This window comes from Pseudarthrobacter cremeus, assembly GCF_051857465.1.
Classification (GTDB): domain Bacteria; phylum Actinomycetota; class Actinomycetes; order Actinomycetales; family Micrococcaceae; genus Arthrobacter.
The window spans coordinates 134,253-151,457 of sequence record NZ_JBPZHC010000011.1 but is presented as its reverse complement, the minus strand read 5'-3'; the positions used below and the strand labels follow the sequence as shown (position 1 = coordinate 151,457).

Here is a 17,205-nt window from a genome sequence, read left to right as displayed (position 1 = left end):
GTCTTCAAGGCGGGAATCGGCAGAGGTGCTGGGGTTAGGGTCCACTCCCCCAGCCTACTGCTGGCAGGCTTCACAGGCGGCAAAAGGTAGCATGGGGCAGGTGACGCAGACCTCCATGCGGCCTGCCGAGGCCGGGCAAGGCAATCAGCCGGCAGCAGTTCCAGGCTCCCCAGGGGAGGCCAGGGCCGGCGCTCCCCCGTCAGGCCGTTCCTGGATCAGGCGGCCGGCAGAGGCCCATTCCGCCGAGGCCCTCCGGGAGCGCCTGATCGGCAGCTTCCGCAACTGGCGGGATTACCCGCCGTCGCTGAGGCTCTGGTTCTGGCTGGTCCCCATCCTCACGGCCGTGATTGGTGGCATCCTCCGCTTTGTCCGGCTGGACACGCCCCCCAGCCTCGTCTTCGATGAAACGTACTACGTCAAGGACGCGTACTCGTTCCTGATCAGCGGCTACGAGCGAAGCTGGCCGGACAAGGCGAACGATTCCTTCAATGCCGGCAACCCGACGGTGATCCTGGAGACGCCCGAATACGTGGTCCATCCTCCGGTGGGCAAATGGATGATCGCCGGGGGCATGTGGCTTTTCGGGCCCGATAACCCGTTTGGCTGGCGGTTCGCCGCCGCACTGACAGGTACGGTTTCCATCCTGCTGCTGTCGCTGATTGCGCTGAAGCTCTTCCGCTCGCTGCCGCTGGCCGCTGCCGCGGGGCTGCTGCTCGCCGTTGACGGCCACCACCTGGTGATGTCGCGGACCTCCCTCCTGGACGTCTTCCTCATGTTCTGGGTCCTGGCGGCCTTTGGGGCTTTGCTGCTGGACCGGGACGACGGACGACGGCGCCTCGCCGCCCGGATCGGAAGGCTGGCGGCGGCTGCCGCGAACGGCCGCCCCTCCGCAGGGCAGCTGCTGGCCGGGCCCTGGCTGGGCATCCGCTGGTGGCGGATTGCCGCGGGCGTGTGCCTCGGCCTTGCCGTCGGCACCAAATGGTCAGGCCTTTTCTTCCTCGCCGCCTTCGGCGCCCTCTCCGTCCTGTGGGACCTCAATGCCCGGCGCGTCGCCGGCATACGCGGCTGGGCCAGCGGCGGCATCATCAAGGACGGGCTGGCCGCCTTCGCGTCCATGGTTCCGGTCGCCGCCCTGGTGTACGCGGCAACGTGGACGGGCTGGTTCCGGTCTGACAACGCCTATTACCGGCACTGGGCGGAAGCCAACCCCTCAGCTGAATGGGGTTGGCTTCCGGATGCGGTGCGTTCGCTGGCGCATTACCACCTTGAGGCCTATAGGTTCCATCAGGGCCTGGGTTCCGAACACCCGTACGAGGCAAGCGCCTGGAGCTGGCTGGTCATGGGCAGGCCGACGTCGTTCTTTTACCAGAAGCCGGAGCAGGGGACCCCTGGGTGCGACGTGCCCAACTGCGCCTCTGCCATCCTTTCGGTTGGAAATCCGATGATCTGGTGGAGCGCTGCCATCGCACTGGTGGTGGTGCTTTTCTGGTGGGCCGGACGCCGTGACTGGCGGGCCGGGGCGGTCCTGGCGGGGGTGGGCGCTGGCTACCTTCCGTGGTTCATGTACCCGGAGCGCACCATGTTCTTCTTCTACGCGGTGTCCTTTGAACCCTTCCTGGTGCTCGCCCTGGTCTATTGCCTGGGCCTGGTGCTGGGCCGGGACACCGACCCGCTCTGGCGCCGGCGCTCGGGCCTCTATCTGGTGGCGCTTTTCGTCGCCGGAGCAATACTGCTTTCGGCCTTCTTCTACCCGGTGTGGGCCGCGGAGACCATCCCGTACCAGGAATGGCGCTACAGAATGTGGATGCCGTCCTGGATCTAGGGCAGGATTGCATCAGATCGTGACGACGCAGCCGTGTGCCATGATGCGGGTCAAGGCAAGCGCGCCGGCGGTAGGCAGCGGAACGGAGACACCCGTGCGGGAAGCAAGCACAAAGCTCATGGTGGAGCTTGAGCCGGACAGCAATGTCACCGATCTCCTGCTCCGGCAGGCGGCCACCAACGGCGGCCACGCCCTCTACGCCTGCAAAACCGACACCGGCTGGACGGACATCCCGGCTCAGAAATTCCTGCATGATGTCTGCGCCCTGGCCAAGGGACTGATCGCCGGCGGCCTGGAGCCAGGTGACAGTGTGGCTGTGATGTCTGCGACACGCTACGAGTGGACGCTCGTGGACTTCGCGATCTGGTTCGCCGGCGGCGTGACGGTTCCCGTCTACGAAACGTCCTCCCCCACCCAGGTGGAGTGGATATTGCACGACGCCGGCGCCCGCCGCGTCTTCGCCGAAGACCGCGGCAAAGCAGCCATGATCGCCCGGGTCCTGGAGACTTCCGACCGTCTCAGGGACCGGCTGGTCAGCGTGGTCAGGATGGACTACGACGGCGAAGCCCCCGATCTCGCGAGCCTTTCGGCTGCCGGCATGGGAGTCACCGACGCGGAACTGGAGAGGCACCGCGCCGCCGCCGGACTGGACGACGTCGCCTCGCTGGTCTACACCTCCGGCACCACCGGGCATCCCAAGGGCTGCGAGATCACGCACGGAAACTTTGCGCTCGTGGCCGCGAACGTAACGGACTTCCTGCCGGAGCTCCTGAAGCAGGAGAACGCACGCACCCTGATGTTCCTGCCCCTGGCCCATGTGCTTGCCCGCGCTGTCCAGGTGGTATGCCTCCATGCCGGTGCCACGCTGGGCCATGTCGGAAGTCCTGCTGCCCTGGTGGAGGATCTGGCGACCTTCAAACCCACGTTTCTGCTGGCGGTGCCCCGGATTTTCGAAAAGGTCCGTGCCAGCGCCAGCCATCACGCGGCCATGACCGGAAAATCGAGGATCTTCAGGGCTGCCTCGGCCGCTGCCATCCGCTACTCCACCGAGCAGGACAACGCGGCACGCGGCGTGGGCAGTGGCCCGGGCCTTTCTTCAAGGATGCGGCACGCCCTGTTCGACCGGCTGGTGTATCCAAAACTGCGGCAGGTCTTTGGCGGCCGGCTTGGCTATATGGTGTCCGGGGCCAGCCCCCTCGCTCCGGAGGACGCGCATTTCTTCCGTGGCGTAGGCATCCCGGTGCTAGAGGGCTACGGACTGACGGAGACCACCGCGCCGTGCACTGCCAACACACCTGCGCGGACAAAGGTGGGCACGGTCGGCATTCCGCTGCCGGGTACCACCATCCGCGTGGCCGGGGACGGCGAAGTGCTGGTCAAGGGGATCGGCGTGTTCAAGGGATACCACGCCAACCAGGCTGCCAACGAGGAGGCGTTTGTGGACGGCTTCTTCCGCACCGGTGACATCGGCGAGCTGGACGCTGACGGCTTCCTGAAAATCACCGGCCGCAAGAAGGACATCCTGGTGACCGCGGCAGGGAAGAACGTCGCGCCCGGGCCGCTGGAGGAAAGGATCCGGGCCCACCAGCTCGTGGGACACGCTGTGGTGGTGGGCGATGGCCGGCCTTTTGTTGCCGCCCTCGTCAGTCTCGATCCGTCAGGGCTGGAAAACTGGTGCTCGGAAAACGGCCTGCCGGCATTTTCGGTCCGCGAGGCGGTCACGGACGCCCGGATCCGGGCGGCCGTCCAAGCAGCTGTGGACCAGGCCAACGCTTCGGTGTCCAAGGCAGAATCCATCCGGGCCTTCACCTTACTGCCGGCGGAGTTCACCGAAGAATCCGGCCACCTGACGCCGTCCCTCAAACTCAAGAGGGCCGTCGTCGTCCGTGAATTTGAAACGGAGATTGCCGCCCTTTATGCCTGAGCGGCGCCGGCCTGCTGAACCTTGGCAGCATTTCGGTCATGGGCAGCATGTTCATCATCGACGGCCTGTTGATCGTTGACACCTTTGTCCTTGACCAGGCCGCGGCGCCGACGCGTCGGCCAGGTGAGGATCAGGGTCACCAATGAAACGAGGAAGACCAGTCCGGCGATAACAATTCCCGCGTCAATCCAGAACTGGCCCGGGAACAGCCGGATGAGAGTGTCCTCCAGGGCAAAGGTCCAGGTGCCGCCGGCAAAGAACAGGCGGTGGAACTCGGTGAAGAACTGCTGCCAGCCGAGCACCGCCAGCGCCCCGAGTCCCAGGATGATCACCAACGCGATGATGGAACCTGCAAACAGCCCGCGCCGCACTCCCCCGTTGCTGCGCCGCCGGAGGTAGGCGATGCCTACGAGACTGAGCAGGATCAGGAGCAGGCCCGCACCGAAGGCGGAGAGGATCACCAGCTTGACGTCGGCCATGTGGCTGACTTCGCCGTCCTTGAAGAGGTCCGCGCCGCTGCGGTTGACCAGGTCGCCCAGGTAGCGCGGGCCCGCCCAGTTGCTGAGGTAGTCAACGGTGTAGGAGCCGTATGTCATCCTGTCGTCGGCGCTGAAACCGTACCCGTCTCCGGGGAACCCGGGCCTGTTGTACTCCACCCAGAGAAACAGAGGACTGGTGACGGCCCGGACGGCCAGCACCAGCAGGATCACGGGGTAGAAGATGGCCAGCAGGACCTGCCATACGCGCGGAGGTACCGGTTTGGCGTTGGCGGCGCTTTCACGCTCGGCGTTACGGCGCTCCACCTCGTCCTGCGGGGGACGGACCTGCAGGGCGGACGTGGGAAGGGGTTCGCTGAACACCCCGGCGTCCTTGCGGCCTGACGCGGGGGAAGCGCCCATGTGGGACGCATTGTGGCCCGCTGTTTCGCGCCCGGCACTGTCCGGGCCGGTGGCTTTCCGGCCGGCTGAAGCCTTGCCGGAAGGCTCCGGACCGGATTCATCGGCTGAAGATCCTTCACTGGCGGAGGGATCGACGGCGGAATGTTCGACGGCGGCTTCGGCCGCTTTACGGTCGGCGCGGCTTTCGGGCTGCGCGGCGGCCTGCCCGGCGTGGACGCCGCCGGGGTTCGATGCGTTGGGGTTGGAGGCGTTCGCGTTGGCGGCGTTGGGGCTGGCGGCGTTGGGGCTGGACCCTTCCGTGCCTGATGCGTCGGGGCTATCGGAGCCCGATCCTGTCATCCAGGCAAAAGCGGGCTCGTCCGAGTCAGACGACGCATCCAGATCCGGATCCGGCTGCGGCTCCGAGCGTTTGGCAGGGGTCGGCGAATTGTCATTCACAGCAGCGTCACTTCCGTCGGGGTTAGCGTTGCCGGCTCTGGTCCGGGCAGCGCCATGTATCTGTTCTTGAGCCTACCGTCCGCTGCTCCGGGAGAGCGAGGTGCCACCCCGGACGCGCCCGAATCAGGCCGCGATTTCCGTGTAGCCGGCGTCGCCCGCCAACAGATCGCCCCGTTCGCCGGCGTGATAGGCGCGCCGGCCCCAGACCAGAACGTAGACCCAGTACGCAGCCAGGACGGCGGCCCCGATGCCGATCTTTGCCCACACCGGCAGGGGGCTGGGTGTCACAAAACCCTCCACCAGGCCCGAGACGAACAGCACCACCACCAGGCCCAGGGCAACGGTGACCAGGGACCTGCCTTCGTTGGCCACGGCGCGTCCCCGGGTCCGTGGACCGGGTGACACCATGGCCCAGAAAATCCTGAGCCCCGCTGCACCGGCAATAAAGACGGCCGTCAGTTCCATCAGTCCGTGGGGCAGGATGTAACTGTAAAAGACGTCCTGCTTGCCCACGGCGGCAAAGATTCCCGCGGCGATCCCCACACCCTGGGCGTTGGTGAACAGGATCATCGGCACCCAGATGCCCGTAATGCCCAGAGCTACGGCCTGGGCACTGATCCAGGCATTGTTGGTCCAGACTGCTCCGGCGAATGATGCAGCGGGGTTTTCGGAGTAGTAGTCGATGAAATCCGACTCGACGTACTGCCTGACCGCGGCGTCCGAGGCCACCGCCCGCAAAGCCTCCGGCGAGGTCCCGATCCACAACGCGTACGCGGCGGCGACCAACACGAATGCGGCACCACACGCCACAGTCAGCCACCGCAGGCGGTAGAGGGCTGCGGGAAGGGCGGCGACAAAGAAGCGGGCCAGGTCGGCCATGAAGTTTGAACGGGCACCGGTGAAGCGGGTCCTGGCCTGGACCAGGGTGGCGGACAGGGACGCTGACAGGCCACCCTCCGGGGCAACAGAGCGGATGAAGGACAGGTGGGACGAGGTGGCCTGGTAGAGCCTCAACAGTTCGTCGGCTTCCTCCCCGCTGAGCCGCCTTTTGTGCGCAAGTTCGTGCAGCCTTGACCATTTGTCGCCGTTGACGGCCGAGAAGGCATCCATATCCACGGCAACAGCCTAGCCGCCTTAGACTATGAGCGTCCGGTGGATGGCGGGCACCCGCAGGGACAAAGGCAGCGTCAATGCAGGATCTACAGCGAGGACGGGACACAGCTTGAGCTCAATAATCACGGGCGAGGCCGTTGTCCTGGAACTCCGGCCCGCATCGTTTGCCGCCCGTGCGTTGGGCCTGGTGCTGGATGTGCTGGTCAACGTTGTGCTGCTCGTCCTGATCCTGCTCGGCATCACAGCGGCCGCGCAGGATCTTGACGACGCGGCGGTCCGGGCGCTGTCGCTGCTGGGCATCGTCTTCTGTTTCGTCATTCTTCCAGTCGCCATAGAGACGGTCACCCGCGGCCTCTCCCTCGGCAAGCTGGCAGCGGGCCTGCGCGTGGTCCGCGACGACGGCGGCGCCATCCGGTTCCGTCACGCCGTCATCCGCGGGTTGACGGGGTTCCTGGAAATCTACTTGACCTTGGGCGGCCTGGCGATCGGCGTGGCGCTCTTCAACGGCCGGTCAAAGCGGCTGGGCGACATCCTCGCCGGCACGTATGCACTCCGACGACGGGTGCCCGTTGAGGCCATAGTCCGCGTGGATGTTCCCCCTCAGCTCCAAGGCTGGGCCCAGGCCGCGGACATTGGACGGATACCCGATGCAACCGCCAGGCGGGCCACCCAGTTCATCCGGCAGGCGGGCCGTATGTCACCGCTGTCGGCCGCCGGGATGGCCCGGTCAATCGCCACGGAACTGGCAGGGCACGTGGCTCCACCGCCGCCGCCGGGAACCAGTCCCGAGCTGTATCTGGCCGCCGTCATTGCCGAACGGCGTCACCGCGAATATTCCAAGCTCCAGCAGGCCCGGCGCCGCAATTCAGCAACAGCCGAGCGGCTGGACCGGTTGCCGTTCGGTCCCTGAGCGTTCAGTCCCCGAGCGTTCAGTCCCCGGGCGTTCAGTCCCGGAGCGATCAATCCCTGGGCCGTGAAACGTTCGTACTAGTTGTCGTACTCGGCCCAGGGGATGTTCCAGTCCCCGTACCCGTCGTCGAGCGCGGCATAGTCACCCTCGGTGTTAACGATCTGCACCACGTCCCCGGTGGTCATGTTGTCGAAGACCCAGGCGGCGCCGTCGGGGGCGAATCCGATACAGCCGTGGGAGACGTTGGTGTTGCCGATATAGGGGTAGGCGGATTCCAGCGCCTGGTGGATGTACGCTCCGCTCAGGGTCAGGCGGATGGAGTATTCCACGTCCACTTCGCCGTAGTAGGCGGGATCTCCCGGCTTGAGGCCGATGCTGGCGGCCCGGAAGTGGTCGTAGCGGTTCTTTTCCATGAGCACGGCGTAACCGCGGGCTGACGGGAAGCGCTGATCGCCCATGCTGACGGGGAGGGTTTTGACCACCTGGTCGTTGACGCTGAGGGTGAAGGTGTGGGCGGCAGCGTCGGCGATGGCCACCTTTTTGTCGCCGAAGTTGACCTTGACCTTCTTGTTGAAGTTCGCGATCTGGCCGTTGCCGAGGTCCACGCCAAAGAGCTGCATATCCATGGTGACCGTGGAGTTGGCAGCCCAGAAGGCTTCGGGACGGTACCGGACCATCGTGTCGCTGAACCAGTGGAAGGCTCCCGCCTGGCCGGCACTGGAGGTGACCTTGATGGCCTTTTCCACGGCAGCCCGGTTGACCACCGGTTCGCTGAAAATGATCTGAAGGGGCTGGCCCACACCTACCTTCATCCCGTCCAGCGGGTAAATCGCAGCGTCGGCCTCATGGGTGCTGGAGACGGTATTGAATGACTGGGTGGTGCTGGTTTCGCGGCCCACCCCGTCCGTGACCACGTACGTGTAGCTGTACTCGGTATTGAACTTCAGTGGGCCGGACGCGGACCAGCCGCTCCCGTCCGTGGCAAAAGTTCCCTGGACTGCTTCCCCTGAGGTGCTGGTCAGGGTGACGCTTTCGATCCTGCCGTTGCCCACTTTGAGTGAAACCGGCGCGGCCGGGTTCACTTGTTTGGCTCCCCCGGCAGGGGTGACCTCGAGCTTCACCGGGGCGACGACTGGCGAGGCAACCCCCGGCGCCGAACGGACCGCGGAGCCTGCTTCCGACTCAAGGCCAGCGCCTGCGAACCCGGGCGCCACGGCGGCAAAGACTCCACCGGTGGCCGCAAGGACGCAGAGGACCGCCACCAAGAGTATCTTTTTGGCGGTCCCCCGGCGGCGTGGCTTTAGGTCAGGCTCCATAGTCCGATCTTAATCCTTGGCGGTAACAAACCCGGGCACGGTCCGCACCCGGGGCGTCACACGTCAGTAACGATAGTGCTCAGGCTTGTACGGACCGGCGGCGTCCAGGCCCAGGTATTCAGCCTGGTCCTTGGACAGTTCGGTCAGTTCAACATCGAGCGCGTCGAGGTGGAGGCGGGCCACCTTCTCGTCCAGGATCTTGGGCAGGACGTACACCTGGTTGGCGTACTCACGTTCGCCGTCGGCCTGGTCCCGCTTGGTCCACAGCTCGATCTGGGCGATCGTCTGGTTGGCGAAGGAGTTGCTCATCACGAAGGAGGGGTGGCCTGTGGCGTTGCCCAGGTTCAGCAGGCGGCCTTCCGAAAGCACGATGATGGATCGGCTGCCCTTTCCAGTGGCTGAATCCGCCTCGAAGACCCATTCGTGGACCTGGGGCTTGATCTCCACTTTCTTGATACCGGGGATGCGGGCCAGTCCGGCCATATCGATCTCGTTGTCGAAGTGGCCGATGTTGCCCACAATGGCCTTGTCACGCATGCCGGCCATGTGCTCGGCCATGATGACGTCCTTGTTGCCGGTGGTGGTGATGAAAATGTGGCCTTCGCTGAGGACCGATTCCAGCTTCGCGACCTGGTAGCCGTCCATGGCTGCCTGGAGGGCGCAGATGGGGTCGATTTCGGTGACGATCACGCGTGAGCCCTGGCCGCGGAAGGCCTCCGCTGCTCCTTTGCCGACGTCGCCATAACCGCAGACGACGGCGACCTTGCCGCCCATCAGGACGTCTGTGGCGCGGTTGATGCCGTCCGGCAGTGAGTGGCGGATGCCGTACTTGTTGTCGAATTTGCTCTTGGTGACCGAGTCGTTGACGTTGATGGCCGGGAAAAGCAGCTTGCCCTGCTCGGCCAGCTGGTAGAGGCGGTGCACGCCGGTGGTGGTCTCCTCAGTGACACCCCGCAGGCTGGATCCGATCCGGGTCCACCTCTTGGGGTCCTCCTGCAGGGAGGCACGGAGCACGTCAAGGAAGATCCTGCCTTCCTCGGACTCGTCTTCGGCTGCGGCCGGCACGGCACCCAGGGCCTCGAACTCAACGCCCTTGTGGACCAGCATGGTGGCGTCACCGCCGTCGTCCAGGATCATGTTCGGGCCAAGGTCAGGATCAGCGTCCGCTCCGGGCCAGACCAGGATCTGCTGCGCAGTCCACCAGTATTCTTCGAGGGTTTCGCCCTTCCAGGCGAATACGGGAACTCCCTGCGGGTCCTCGACTGTCCCCTGGCCGACGACGACCGCTGCGGCTGCTTCGTCCTGCGTGGAAAAAATGTTGCAGGAGGCCCAGCGGACCTCGGCGCCGAGCGCCGTGAGGGTCTCGATCAGCACGGCGGTCTGGACCGTCATGTGCAGGGAACCGGCGATCCGGGCGCCCTTGAGCGGCTGCGTGGCTCCGAACTCCTCGCGGAGTGACATCAGTCCCGGCATCTCGTGCTCAGCCAGGCGGATCTGGTGGCGGCCGGCCTCGGCCAGCGAGATGTCGGCAACCTTGTAGTCAAGTGTCATGGGATTCCTTTGCTGTGTCCGATCGCGGCGCCGGCGTTGAAGCGCCCGCGGGGGTTGCGTCAGTGGAGGGGTTTGCGTGGAGGGGGTGGTGGAACGGCTTACACGGTTCCGGCGGCGCTGTGCTGGGAATCATGCTGGTCCGAGCCTGCCGCGCCGGCGGCCTGAAGAAGTTCCGGCGGCAGCAGAAGCGGGATGCCGTCCTCAATCGGGTATCGCAGCTTCGCGCCGGAATCCCCCGTCGCCGTCGTGACCAGCTCGTCCCCTTCCTGGACCAAAGGCGATCCGGTGACGGGACACCGCAGGACGGACAACAGTTCAGGACTGATCTTTGGCATGGGTTGATGCTCCCGAAAGGGGCGCGTTCGCGCCGGTGGCTGACAGATTAGCAGATTCCAGCCTACCGCCAGATGGGTGTCAGGACGGTTCGCGCAGGACGCGCAGATGCCCCCGCCGGGTGCCCTCTGCACCCGCCGGCGCTTCCAGCGCAGAATGCGAAGACCGCTGGGTTTGCGTGGACTGGGATTTCGGTGGCAGCGCTGCTGCTTCGCGGACCGCATTTGCAAGTGCCAGGAGGTCGTCCGGGCCGGGCTGCTGCGGGCTTGTTGGCATGGCCAGCCTCAGTACCTCCCAGCCGCGTGGAACAGTCAGCGAGCCGGCATGCTGCTCGCACAAATCGTAACAATGCGGTTCGGCGTACGTGGCGAGCGGACCGAGGACTGCGGTGGAGTCGGCATAGACGTACGTCAAAGTCGCCACCGCTGACTGACGGCAGGCTGACCTCGAACATTGACGGATAGCTCCCACGACATCCCAGACTACTCGCTATGCCCCGCCGTTCGGCGTATTTGGCGTGCTGTCGCCGCGCCCGGGCCGGAAGCGCGGTATGTGTCGCGGAAATCTGCGGCCGGGTTTAGAGTCAATGTATGCAGTCATCGAACCATGATTCAGCTTTTACGGTCCGGTTGGCTGACCCGGATGTCCGCAAGGGAGAAACGGGTATGGGCTCGCCGGGCCGGGGCTTCGCGATGCGACGCCGGAACCGCCATGGCCGCGGTCTTCGCGGGGAATTGATCCTGCCCACGCATCCCGGTTACCGCACCCGGTCCGACCGTTTTGATGACATGGTGCTCGATTCCGCCCAGCGGCTCCACGATATCTGGGGCAAAACCCTTGACGGCGTCCGGTTTGCGGTGGATGAAATTCCGCCGCAGCTTGAACAGCTGGTCGCCGACTCCGCGCCGCCGCCCATGGGCGCGTACACTCCGGCCACGGCAGAGGAAGGCCCGGTGATCACCCTCTACCGCCGGGTGGTGGAACAGGGTTGCGCCAGCCGGGAGGAACTTCAGGACCTGGTTCACGACGTCGTCGTTGAACACACGGCCGAAATGCTCGGGGTGGCGCCCGAGACGCTGGATCCGGTCTACCGACGCCGGTACTGACCCGGGCACTTCCGCCAGGTTTCCCCCCGGAACCGGTCAGTACCCGAGGGTGACCGGCACCTTTTCCTGACCGGTGGCTGCCGGCATGAAGGCCAGGGTGGAAATGTCTTCCCTGCCCTCCTGCTGCAGGAGCAACGCACCGTAGGCGGCGTCGCCCGAAGCCGAGACGAGGTATCCGACCACCGCCGATTCGTCCAATTTCTCCGGAACCTTAATGGACGTGGTGGTTCCGCCTGCGACGTCGGCAGTCGCGGCGGCCCGGATCTTGCCGTCGGCGGTAATGGGCGTATAGGAAATCGTCGCCCGGTTCTCCAGGACCCCGAATACCAGGGTGCGGTCCCCGCCCTGTGGCACAGGGACCACATGCTGGCTTCCCAGTCTGACGCCGGAGGCGGCCCACGCTACGTCCGCGGGCCGCTCGGCCGTGAGGCCGCGGGTAACCCGGACCGCAGCCACGAATGAGACATCCGAACTGGTGGACACCGTGTAGTGGCCGGCAGGGACCCCGGCCAACGTCATCTCGGTGACGGCACCGGCTTTTGCCGTGACAACCCCTCCGCCCGGGAGGGCCTTCTGTCCGTCGCGGCCGAAGAGTTTGACCTCCACCACAGCGTCCGCAGAACCCGGGACCGTGAGGGAAAGTGTTGGGCCGGCGTCGTCGAAACCGCCTTTCCTGGTGACGGCGGCGATTCCGGCGGCGTCCTGGATATCCACCCCGGTCATGACCTGCCGGGCAGCGGGAGCGGCGCCGGGCGCGATGAAGTCGACGCCGCCGGGGGTCAGTCCCCGGAGGACGCTCTGTTGGATGGCTGCTGCAACCGGACCGCCGGCGCTGCGGACGTGGACGCTGAGGTGTTTCTCGCCTGGAGCAAGTCCGGCCAGGACAACGGTGCGGGTAGTTCCCGGTGCCACGAGGAGGCCCCTGCTGCCCGGGGCCTGGATCTGGCCGGCGCTGCCGTAGAGCTCAAGGCTGACCGTGGCAGGCGTGCTGGAGGGATTGCTGAGGACAAGGACTGATGTGCGGCCCACTGTGGTGCTGGCACCGGCGAGCCAGAGATCGTTGGCCGGCGCCTGGCAGTTGGCGGCGGCGGACCCTTGGAGGTCCCCGTCGGTGGCCGTAAACTTCAGGGCTCCTGCGGCTGAGGGCTTGAGGCCCGCCGAGGCGTCAGCTCCCAGGACTGTGGGGGCTTCCACCTTGTGTCCGGCCAGCACTCCCGCGACCAGGTCCTGGGGACCGGTGCCTTCGCCGGGCCGCCCTCCGCCTTTGGCGATTTCGACGGCGGTGGCCCCGCCAAGTGCGGACAACCGGCTTGCCGGCAGGACGCCGCCGGGGGCGCTCAGCACAGCTCCGGTGACAGCGCTTTTGGCTGTGGCAGATTCCGGGCTGAACTGGGGGTCTGTTCCCGCCTCGGTCCCCTCGAGGAGCCGGGCAGGCCCGGGACACACGCCCAGGCTTGCCCCGGCCGGAACAGCCGCCAGCGCGGCCGGGATGCTCCGGCTGCCCACTGGCTGCGGCGCGATCGACCCGGCAGCCAATATCCCGCCGGCCGCGGCCACTATCAGTAAGGCCGAGGCCAGTCCGGCCAGCGTCTCCCGTCGCGGAATCCGGCCGGCCGGGGGACGTGGCGGTTCGACCGTGTCATCCGCCGGTGTCGCGTCTGCCGGGGCAGCATCGGCGGTGCGGGCGTCGTTATGCATTCTGGTGTTCCTTACGCAAAGATCCCTCGTCCCGGGACAGGCCCGTGTTGGGCCGGCGGGCGGGCATCGGGACGGCGAGCATCACGGTGAGCCCGATCACCGTGATCTGCCCGATCGCGGTCCACAGCGCCCAGGGGACGTCGTACCGGATGGTCAGCTGACCGGCTGACGCGGGCAAGGTGAAGGCCTGCGCGGAGCCGGAGGCGGTGGAGGTGAGCCTTCGGCCGTCAAACCAGGCACTCCAGCCCGGGTCGGCCCGTTCTGCCAGCACCACCAGCCGTCCTTCCGGTCCTTCGGCGACGGCGGTGTCGACGTCGTCGTACCTGGAGGGCACCAACGCCACGGTTGCACCGCCCGCGTCCACGATCCTGACGCGGTGGGCAACATCAGCCGGCTGGAGCGTGGGCTGGTTCAGTGGAGTGATGCGCCACAGCCAGCCGACGTCCGTCTGCCCCACGGCAACCAGGCCGGGCACGGCGTCCATCCTGCTGGCCGTGAGCTGGGCTGCGGTGTCGGCCGACCGCAGGACCACGAACCCTGCCCCGAGCCGCTCGAGTTCCGGCCTGGGATCCACGCCCTGTCCGGCCACCAGGGTGGCCACGACGCTGCGGATGGAGGCGGTGACGTCGTCATCCTCCCTGAGGGTCTCCCGGCCTGGCGCACCCATGATGTTCCGTGCTGCGGCGATGGCCGACAGGCTGTCCAGGGTGGTCCCCGCTCCGCGCATCAGGGCGGCATCAAAGGTGCCGTTCTCCCCCGTGCTGATCAGCAGCGTGCGTGTCTGCTCGGGGCCGGTGCCGCGGTCAATTGCAGTGGCGGGGAGGGTCCGCGCGCTGCCGGCTTCCACCAGCCGGGCTGTTCCCAGCGCCGGGCCGGCAGGGACCTCCGTCAGTGGCACGGCGGCAGCGGACCGGAGCATGTTCTGCGCCGACCACACCGCCATCCCGGCCAGCGGGCCGGCCAGCAGCACCACCATGGCAAGGGCTGTTGCAGATCGCAAAGCCACCGTGCGCCTGGTGCTGGGTGCCTTCGCCACGTCTGCGGCGTCCGCCGCGTCAAGCAAGCGCTCAGCGCCGATAAGCGCAGCACCGAGCAGTGCGAACCCGGCGGCGGAAACAGCGGGGCCGGTAAACGGGGTTACCAGGGTGTCGGCGTTGGCCGCGGTGGCGACGTGTCCTGCCAGCCAGGAACCAGTCAGGATGATCAGTGCCGCGGCCCAGAGTACCCGGGCCTTCCGGGTTCTCTTGCCCGGCAGGAAAAGCGCCGCGACGGCAAGCAGCAGGACGGGGACAGCTACCAGCATCGCCAGCAGAAGTGCCCACGGAACCGCCTGGCCGCTGAAGAAAGGAAGGCCGTACAGCCCGCCTGCCGGAGCGAAAGCCAACGGTTGCCCCAGAAACTGCTGCCATAAGGGAGCTGCTTCAAAACCCAACGGGACGCCAGGATCGGCGAGCAACGCGCGTGGCCTGTCGATGACTGAGAGTCCATAGGGAATGAAAAGCGCTGCACTGGGCAACAGCGCCCACCAGACCGTTCGGCCGCGGCGGCCGAGCATCAGCCCGCAGAGCACAATGATGGCTGCAGCCGGGATCAGCAGGGAAGGAGCCGACGCGGCCACCACAGCCAGCGCCAAGCCCGCCGCCGCAGCAGCGGTCCAGGACGGCATCCCGTTGATTCCGGGCCGGGCCGGCGGTTTCTCCGTGAACCGCCGCTCGCCGGGCGCCGGAACCACAAACCGGCCGTGGCCCACCGCGGAACCGGTGGCGCGCAGCAGTGCCAGGACGAGCAAGGGGATCATGAGATGGGCTACCAGGGCCCCTGCCCGGCCCTGGTTCAGGGCAACGTGCAACGCCGGAGCGGCGGCCCAGAACAGGGCAGCCACAAAGCGGACCCGGCGCCGGGTAGTCAGGGCGCCTGCGGCGAACCATGCCGTCAGTCCGGACAGCGGTGCGGCCAGCAGCAGCAGCCAGCCCATCGCCGCATTGGCGTCTCCCCCGCCCAGCACGCCGAGAATCCACAGCACGTAGCCGAAGGGGTCCCCCCTGCCGGGGAGGCCGGCGCCCAGGCTGATCCACCAACTGGACGCGTGGTGCCAGATTTCGCCCAGGGTTGAGGACACGGGTATGAGGCCGCCTCCGGAGACGGCCTGGGCCCGGAACAATCCGCTGAGGGCAAGGAGGGAGGCGGCGGAGGCGATGATGACCGCTGCGAGTGCGCCTGTCCCTACCCAGCCGCGTTCGCTGGTGGTCAGCGCAGCGAAGTCATCGGCGGAGTCCCCGGTGGGCTGGTTCGCGAGGGGATCTTCGACGAGGCCGTCCGGTGTCGAGTTGTCAGCGCCGAGGGCTTCCATCAGGGACCGGCGGTGGTTCCAGACCTCCCGCCTGGGAGTCTGCAGCTTCTGGATCACCGAGCGCCGGATCCGCCGGGTCCGGGCTGCCGTCCGGCGCGCCTTGGCTACCGCCCGTGGCCTGGCAAGGGCGGCGAAGGTGGCCACGAGCTGGGAGAAACCATGGCCCGGGTCCTTGACCGCGATGCTGAGCACGAGTTTGAAGATGCTGCCCAGGAGCGCCCCGACGGCGTGGAACGGGACTTTCCAGAGCGGGGCGTGCTTGAGGCGGAGATGGACCTGGGCTTTACGGGCTGCCGAAGGGTTGCCCTGGCCGTGGGGGCGGTGCGCAACGTGGAACATCCTGGCCGTGGGGACCACCACTACGCGGTGCCCGGCCAGCCGGTTGCGCCAGCAGAAGTCGACGTCATCGCCGGTGCCGGGCAGGGCGGGGTCGAATCCTCCTAAGTGCTCCCAGATGTCCCGGCGCACCAGCATGCCGGCCGAGTTCACCGCGAAAGTGTCGGTGCGGCCGTTGTACTGTCCCTGATCGAGCTCATCGGCATCGATGAGGGTCAGGCGCTCGGCCCAGCGGCTGGTGGAAAGCCCGACGTCGATGAGCCGGCGCCCGGCGTGCCAGTCCAGCTGCTTGCAGCCTGCCACTGTCACGGAGGGCGCACGTTCCACTGCACCAAGCAGTTCCGCCAGCGCCTCCGGAGCCGGTGCTGAATCGTCATGAAGCAGCCAGATCCACTCCGTTGCGGCACGCTCGGGCGAACCGTCCCAAGGCGAGAGGGTGGTGAGGCCGGCGCGGACAGCGCCTCCCATCCCGCTCTTGCCGTGCGGAAAGCTGGTCACGTTGGCTGCGCCCAAAGCCTGTTGAAGGAGCGCTGCGGAGTCGTCGCGCGATCCGGTGTCCACTCCCATGAGAGAGTCGGCGGGCCGGGTCTGTCCCGCGAGGGCAGCCAGGGTCCTGGGGAGATAGGCACTGCCGTTGTGGGATACCACAACGGCAGTGACATGCACTTCCTTAAGAATTAGACCGCCCGCTTCCTTAGCCGCCGGCGCTCGCGCTCGGAAAGGCCTCCCCAAATGCCAAACCGTTCGTCATTCGCCAGTGCGTATTCAAGGCATTGTGAGCGCACATTGCAGGCGCCGCAGACCTTCTTGGCGTCACGGGTGGAGCCGCCCTTCTCCGGGAAAAAAGCCTCCGGATCCGTCTGCGCGCACAGCGCATCCGTCTGCCAGCCGAGTTCGCCCTCGTCGTCAAAGTCCTGCCGGAACGGCAGGCCGATCCATACCGGCTGGGTGGTGGTGTCTGCTGTGCGCAACTCCATCGGGGGGTCCAGGTCGTCATCGTCCTGTCCCTGGCCGCCGTCGAGGAGTGCTTCATGCGCCGCGAGGAAGGCCGTGGCCTGGTCCTGGCGGGAATCGCTTGCATTGCGGTTATAACGGTCCGCCGCGTCAGGATCGGCGGGATCCACGTACCAGTCGCTCGGCACGCCGCGTGAACGGTATTTGGCCGTCGCCTCACCGGCGACGACAACATTTTCTTGGATGCGCTCTGCTTGCCCCATGCGACCCTCCTGAAAGTTGCAGCCTCTGCCTGGATCCCTGGGCACTCGGTTGTGTGCCTGTATTTACGCAGTGGCCTTAGTTATCTAATTACACGTGTGTAACTACAGGCGCGTCAAGCCGTGGACGGGATAATAATCAACTTTCCTCGCCAACCACCGGCACGCCACGCCCGGGAATTTTTTAACCGCCGG

Annotated in this window: 13 protein-coding genes; 4 read left to right on the top strand and 9 right to left on the bottom strand. The window is 66.5% G+C overall.

Going from position 1 to position 17,205, the window contains the following annotated elements; all coding sequences use genetic code 11:
* Positions 1–91 precede the first annotated feature (91 nt).
* Positions 92–1,822: a dolichyl-phosphate-mannose--protein mannosyltransferase gene (locus ACS5PJ_RS18830; protein WP_439436387.1), complete on the top strand. Its 1,731-nt coding sequence runs from the start codon at positions 92–94 to the stop codon at positions 1,820–1,822.
* 94 nt (positions 1,823–1,916) lie between these two features.
* Positions 1,917–3,746 carry an AMP-dependent synthetase/ligase gene (locus ACS5PJ_RS18825; RefSeq protein ID WP_439436421.1) on the top strand — a complete coding sequence of 610 codons (1,830 nt, stop codon included), beginning with the start codon at positions 1,917–1,919 and terminating at the stop codon, positions 3,744–3,746.
* Here the strand turns inward: ACS5PJ_RS18825 and ACS5PJ_RS18820 are convergent.
* Positions 3,737–5,083, bottom strand: coding sequence for a TIGR01906 family membrane protein (locus tag ACS5PJ_RS18820; RefSeq protein WP_439436386.1), 1,347 nt, complete (start codon positions 5,081–5,083; stop codon positions 3,737–3,739). The genes ACS5PJ_RS18825 and ACS5PJ_RS18820 overlap by 10 nt on opposite strands.
* 123 nt (positions 5,084–5,206) lie before the next feature.
* Positions 5,207–6,199: a stage II sporulation protein M gene (locus tag ACS5PJ_RS18815; RefSeq protein WP_439436385.1), complete on the bottom strand. Its 993-nt coding sequence runs from the start codon at positions 6,197–6,199 to the stop codon at positions 5,207–5,209.
* Between the two features lie 106 nt (positions 6,200–6,305).
* On the opposite strand from ACS5PJ_RS18815, the gene ACS5PJ_RS18810 reads away from it, so the two are divergent.
* Positions 6,306–7,106 carry an RDD family protein gene (locus ACS5PJ_RS18810; RefSeq protein ID WP_439436384.1) on the top strand — a complete coding sequence of 267 codons (801 nt, stop codon included), beginning with the start codon at positions 6,306–6,308 and terminating at the stop codon, positions 7,104–7,106.
* A gap of 77 nt (positions 7,107–7,183) precedes the next feature.
* Here the strand turns inward: ACS5PJ_RS18810 and ACS5PJ_RS18805 are convergent, their stop codons facing one another.
* From ACS5PJ_RS18805 to ACS5PJ_RS18790, 4 genes are all read right to left on the bottom strand, one after another.
* Positions 7,184–8,422 (bottom strand): L,D-transpeptidase, encoded by a 1,239-nt coding sequence (locus ACS5PJ_RS18805; protein WP_439436383.1) that lies wholly within the window; start codon positions 8,420–8,422, stop codon positions 7,184–7,186.
* 63 nt (positions 8,423–8,485) lie between these two features.
* A complete protein-coding gene (gene ahcY, locus ACS5PJ_RS18800; RefSeq protein WP_439436382.1) occupies positions 8,486–9,973 on the bottom strand; it encodes an adenosylhomocysteinase in 1,488 nt (495 codons plus the stop codon).
* A 98-nt stretch (positions 9,974–10,071) separates the two neighbouring features.
* Entirely contained in the window at positions 10,072–10,308 is a 237-nt protein-coding gene (locus ACS5PJ_RS18795) for a Trm112 family protein (RefSeq protein ID WP_439436381.1), read from the bottom strand.
* Between the two features lie 79 nt (positions 10,309–10,387).
* Positions 10,388–10,777, bottom strand: a complete 390-nt coding sequence (locus ACS5PJ_RS18790; RefSeq protein WP_439436380.1) for a DUF3499 domain-containing protein — start codon at positions 10,775–10,777, stop codon at positions 10,388–10,390.
* Positions 10,778–10,896: 119 nt separating this feature from the next.
* Here ACS5PJ_RS18790 and ACS5PJ_RS18785 point away from each other — a divergent pair, with 119 nt between their 5' ends.
* Positions 10,897–11,412 carry a metallopeptidase family protein gene (locus tag ACS5PJ_RS18785; protein ID WP_439436379.1) on the top strand — a complete coding sequence of 172 codons (516 nt, stop codon included), beginning with the start codon at positions 10,897–10,899 and terminating at the stop codon, positions 11,410–11,412.
* Positions 11,413–11,448: 36 nt separating this feature from the next.
* On the opposite strand, the gene ACS5PJ_RS18780 is transcribed toward ACS5PJ_RS18785, so the two are convergent.
* Genes ACS5PJ_RS18780 through ACS5PJ_RS18770 form a run of 3 tightly spaced genes read right to left on the bottom strand, consistent with a single transcriptional unit; the run spans position 11,449 to position 17,013 of the window.
* Complete coding sequence (locus tag ACS5PJ_RS18780) at positions 11,449–13,110, bottom strand: DUF5719 family protein (RefSeq protein ID WP_439436378.1); 1,662 nt, start codon at positions 13,108–13,110, stop codon at positions 11,449–11,451.
* Positions 13,103–16,462, bottom strand: coding sequence for a glycosyltransferase family 2 protein (locus ACS5PJ_RS18775; RefSeq protein WP_439436377.1), 3,360 nt, complete (start codon positions 16,460–16,462; stop codon positions 13,103–13,105). Before ACS5PJ_RS18775 ends, ACS5PJ_RS18780 begins: the two co-directional genes overlap by 8 nt.
* Before the next feature lie 11 nt (positions 16,463–16,473).
* Complete coding sequence (locus ACS5PJ_RS18770) at positions 16,474–17,013, bottom strand: WhiB family transcriptional regulator (RefSeq protein ID WP_439436376.1); 540 nt, start codon at positions 17,011–17,013, stop codon at positions 16,474–16,476.
* Between the last annotated feature and the right edge of the window lie 192 nt (positions 17,014–17,205).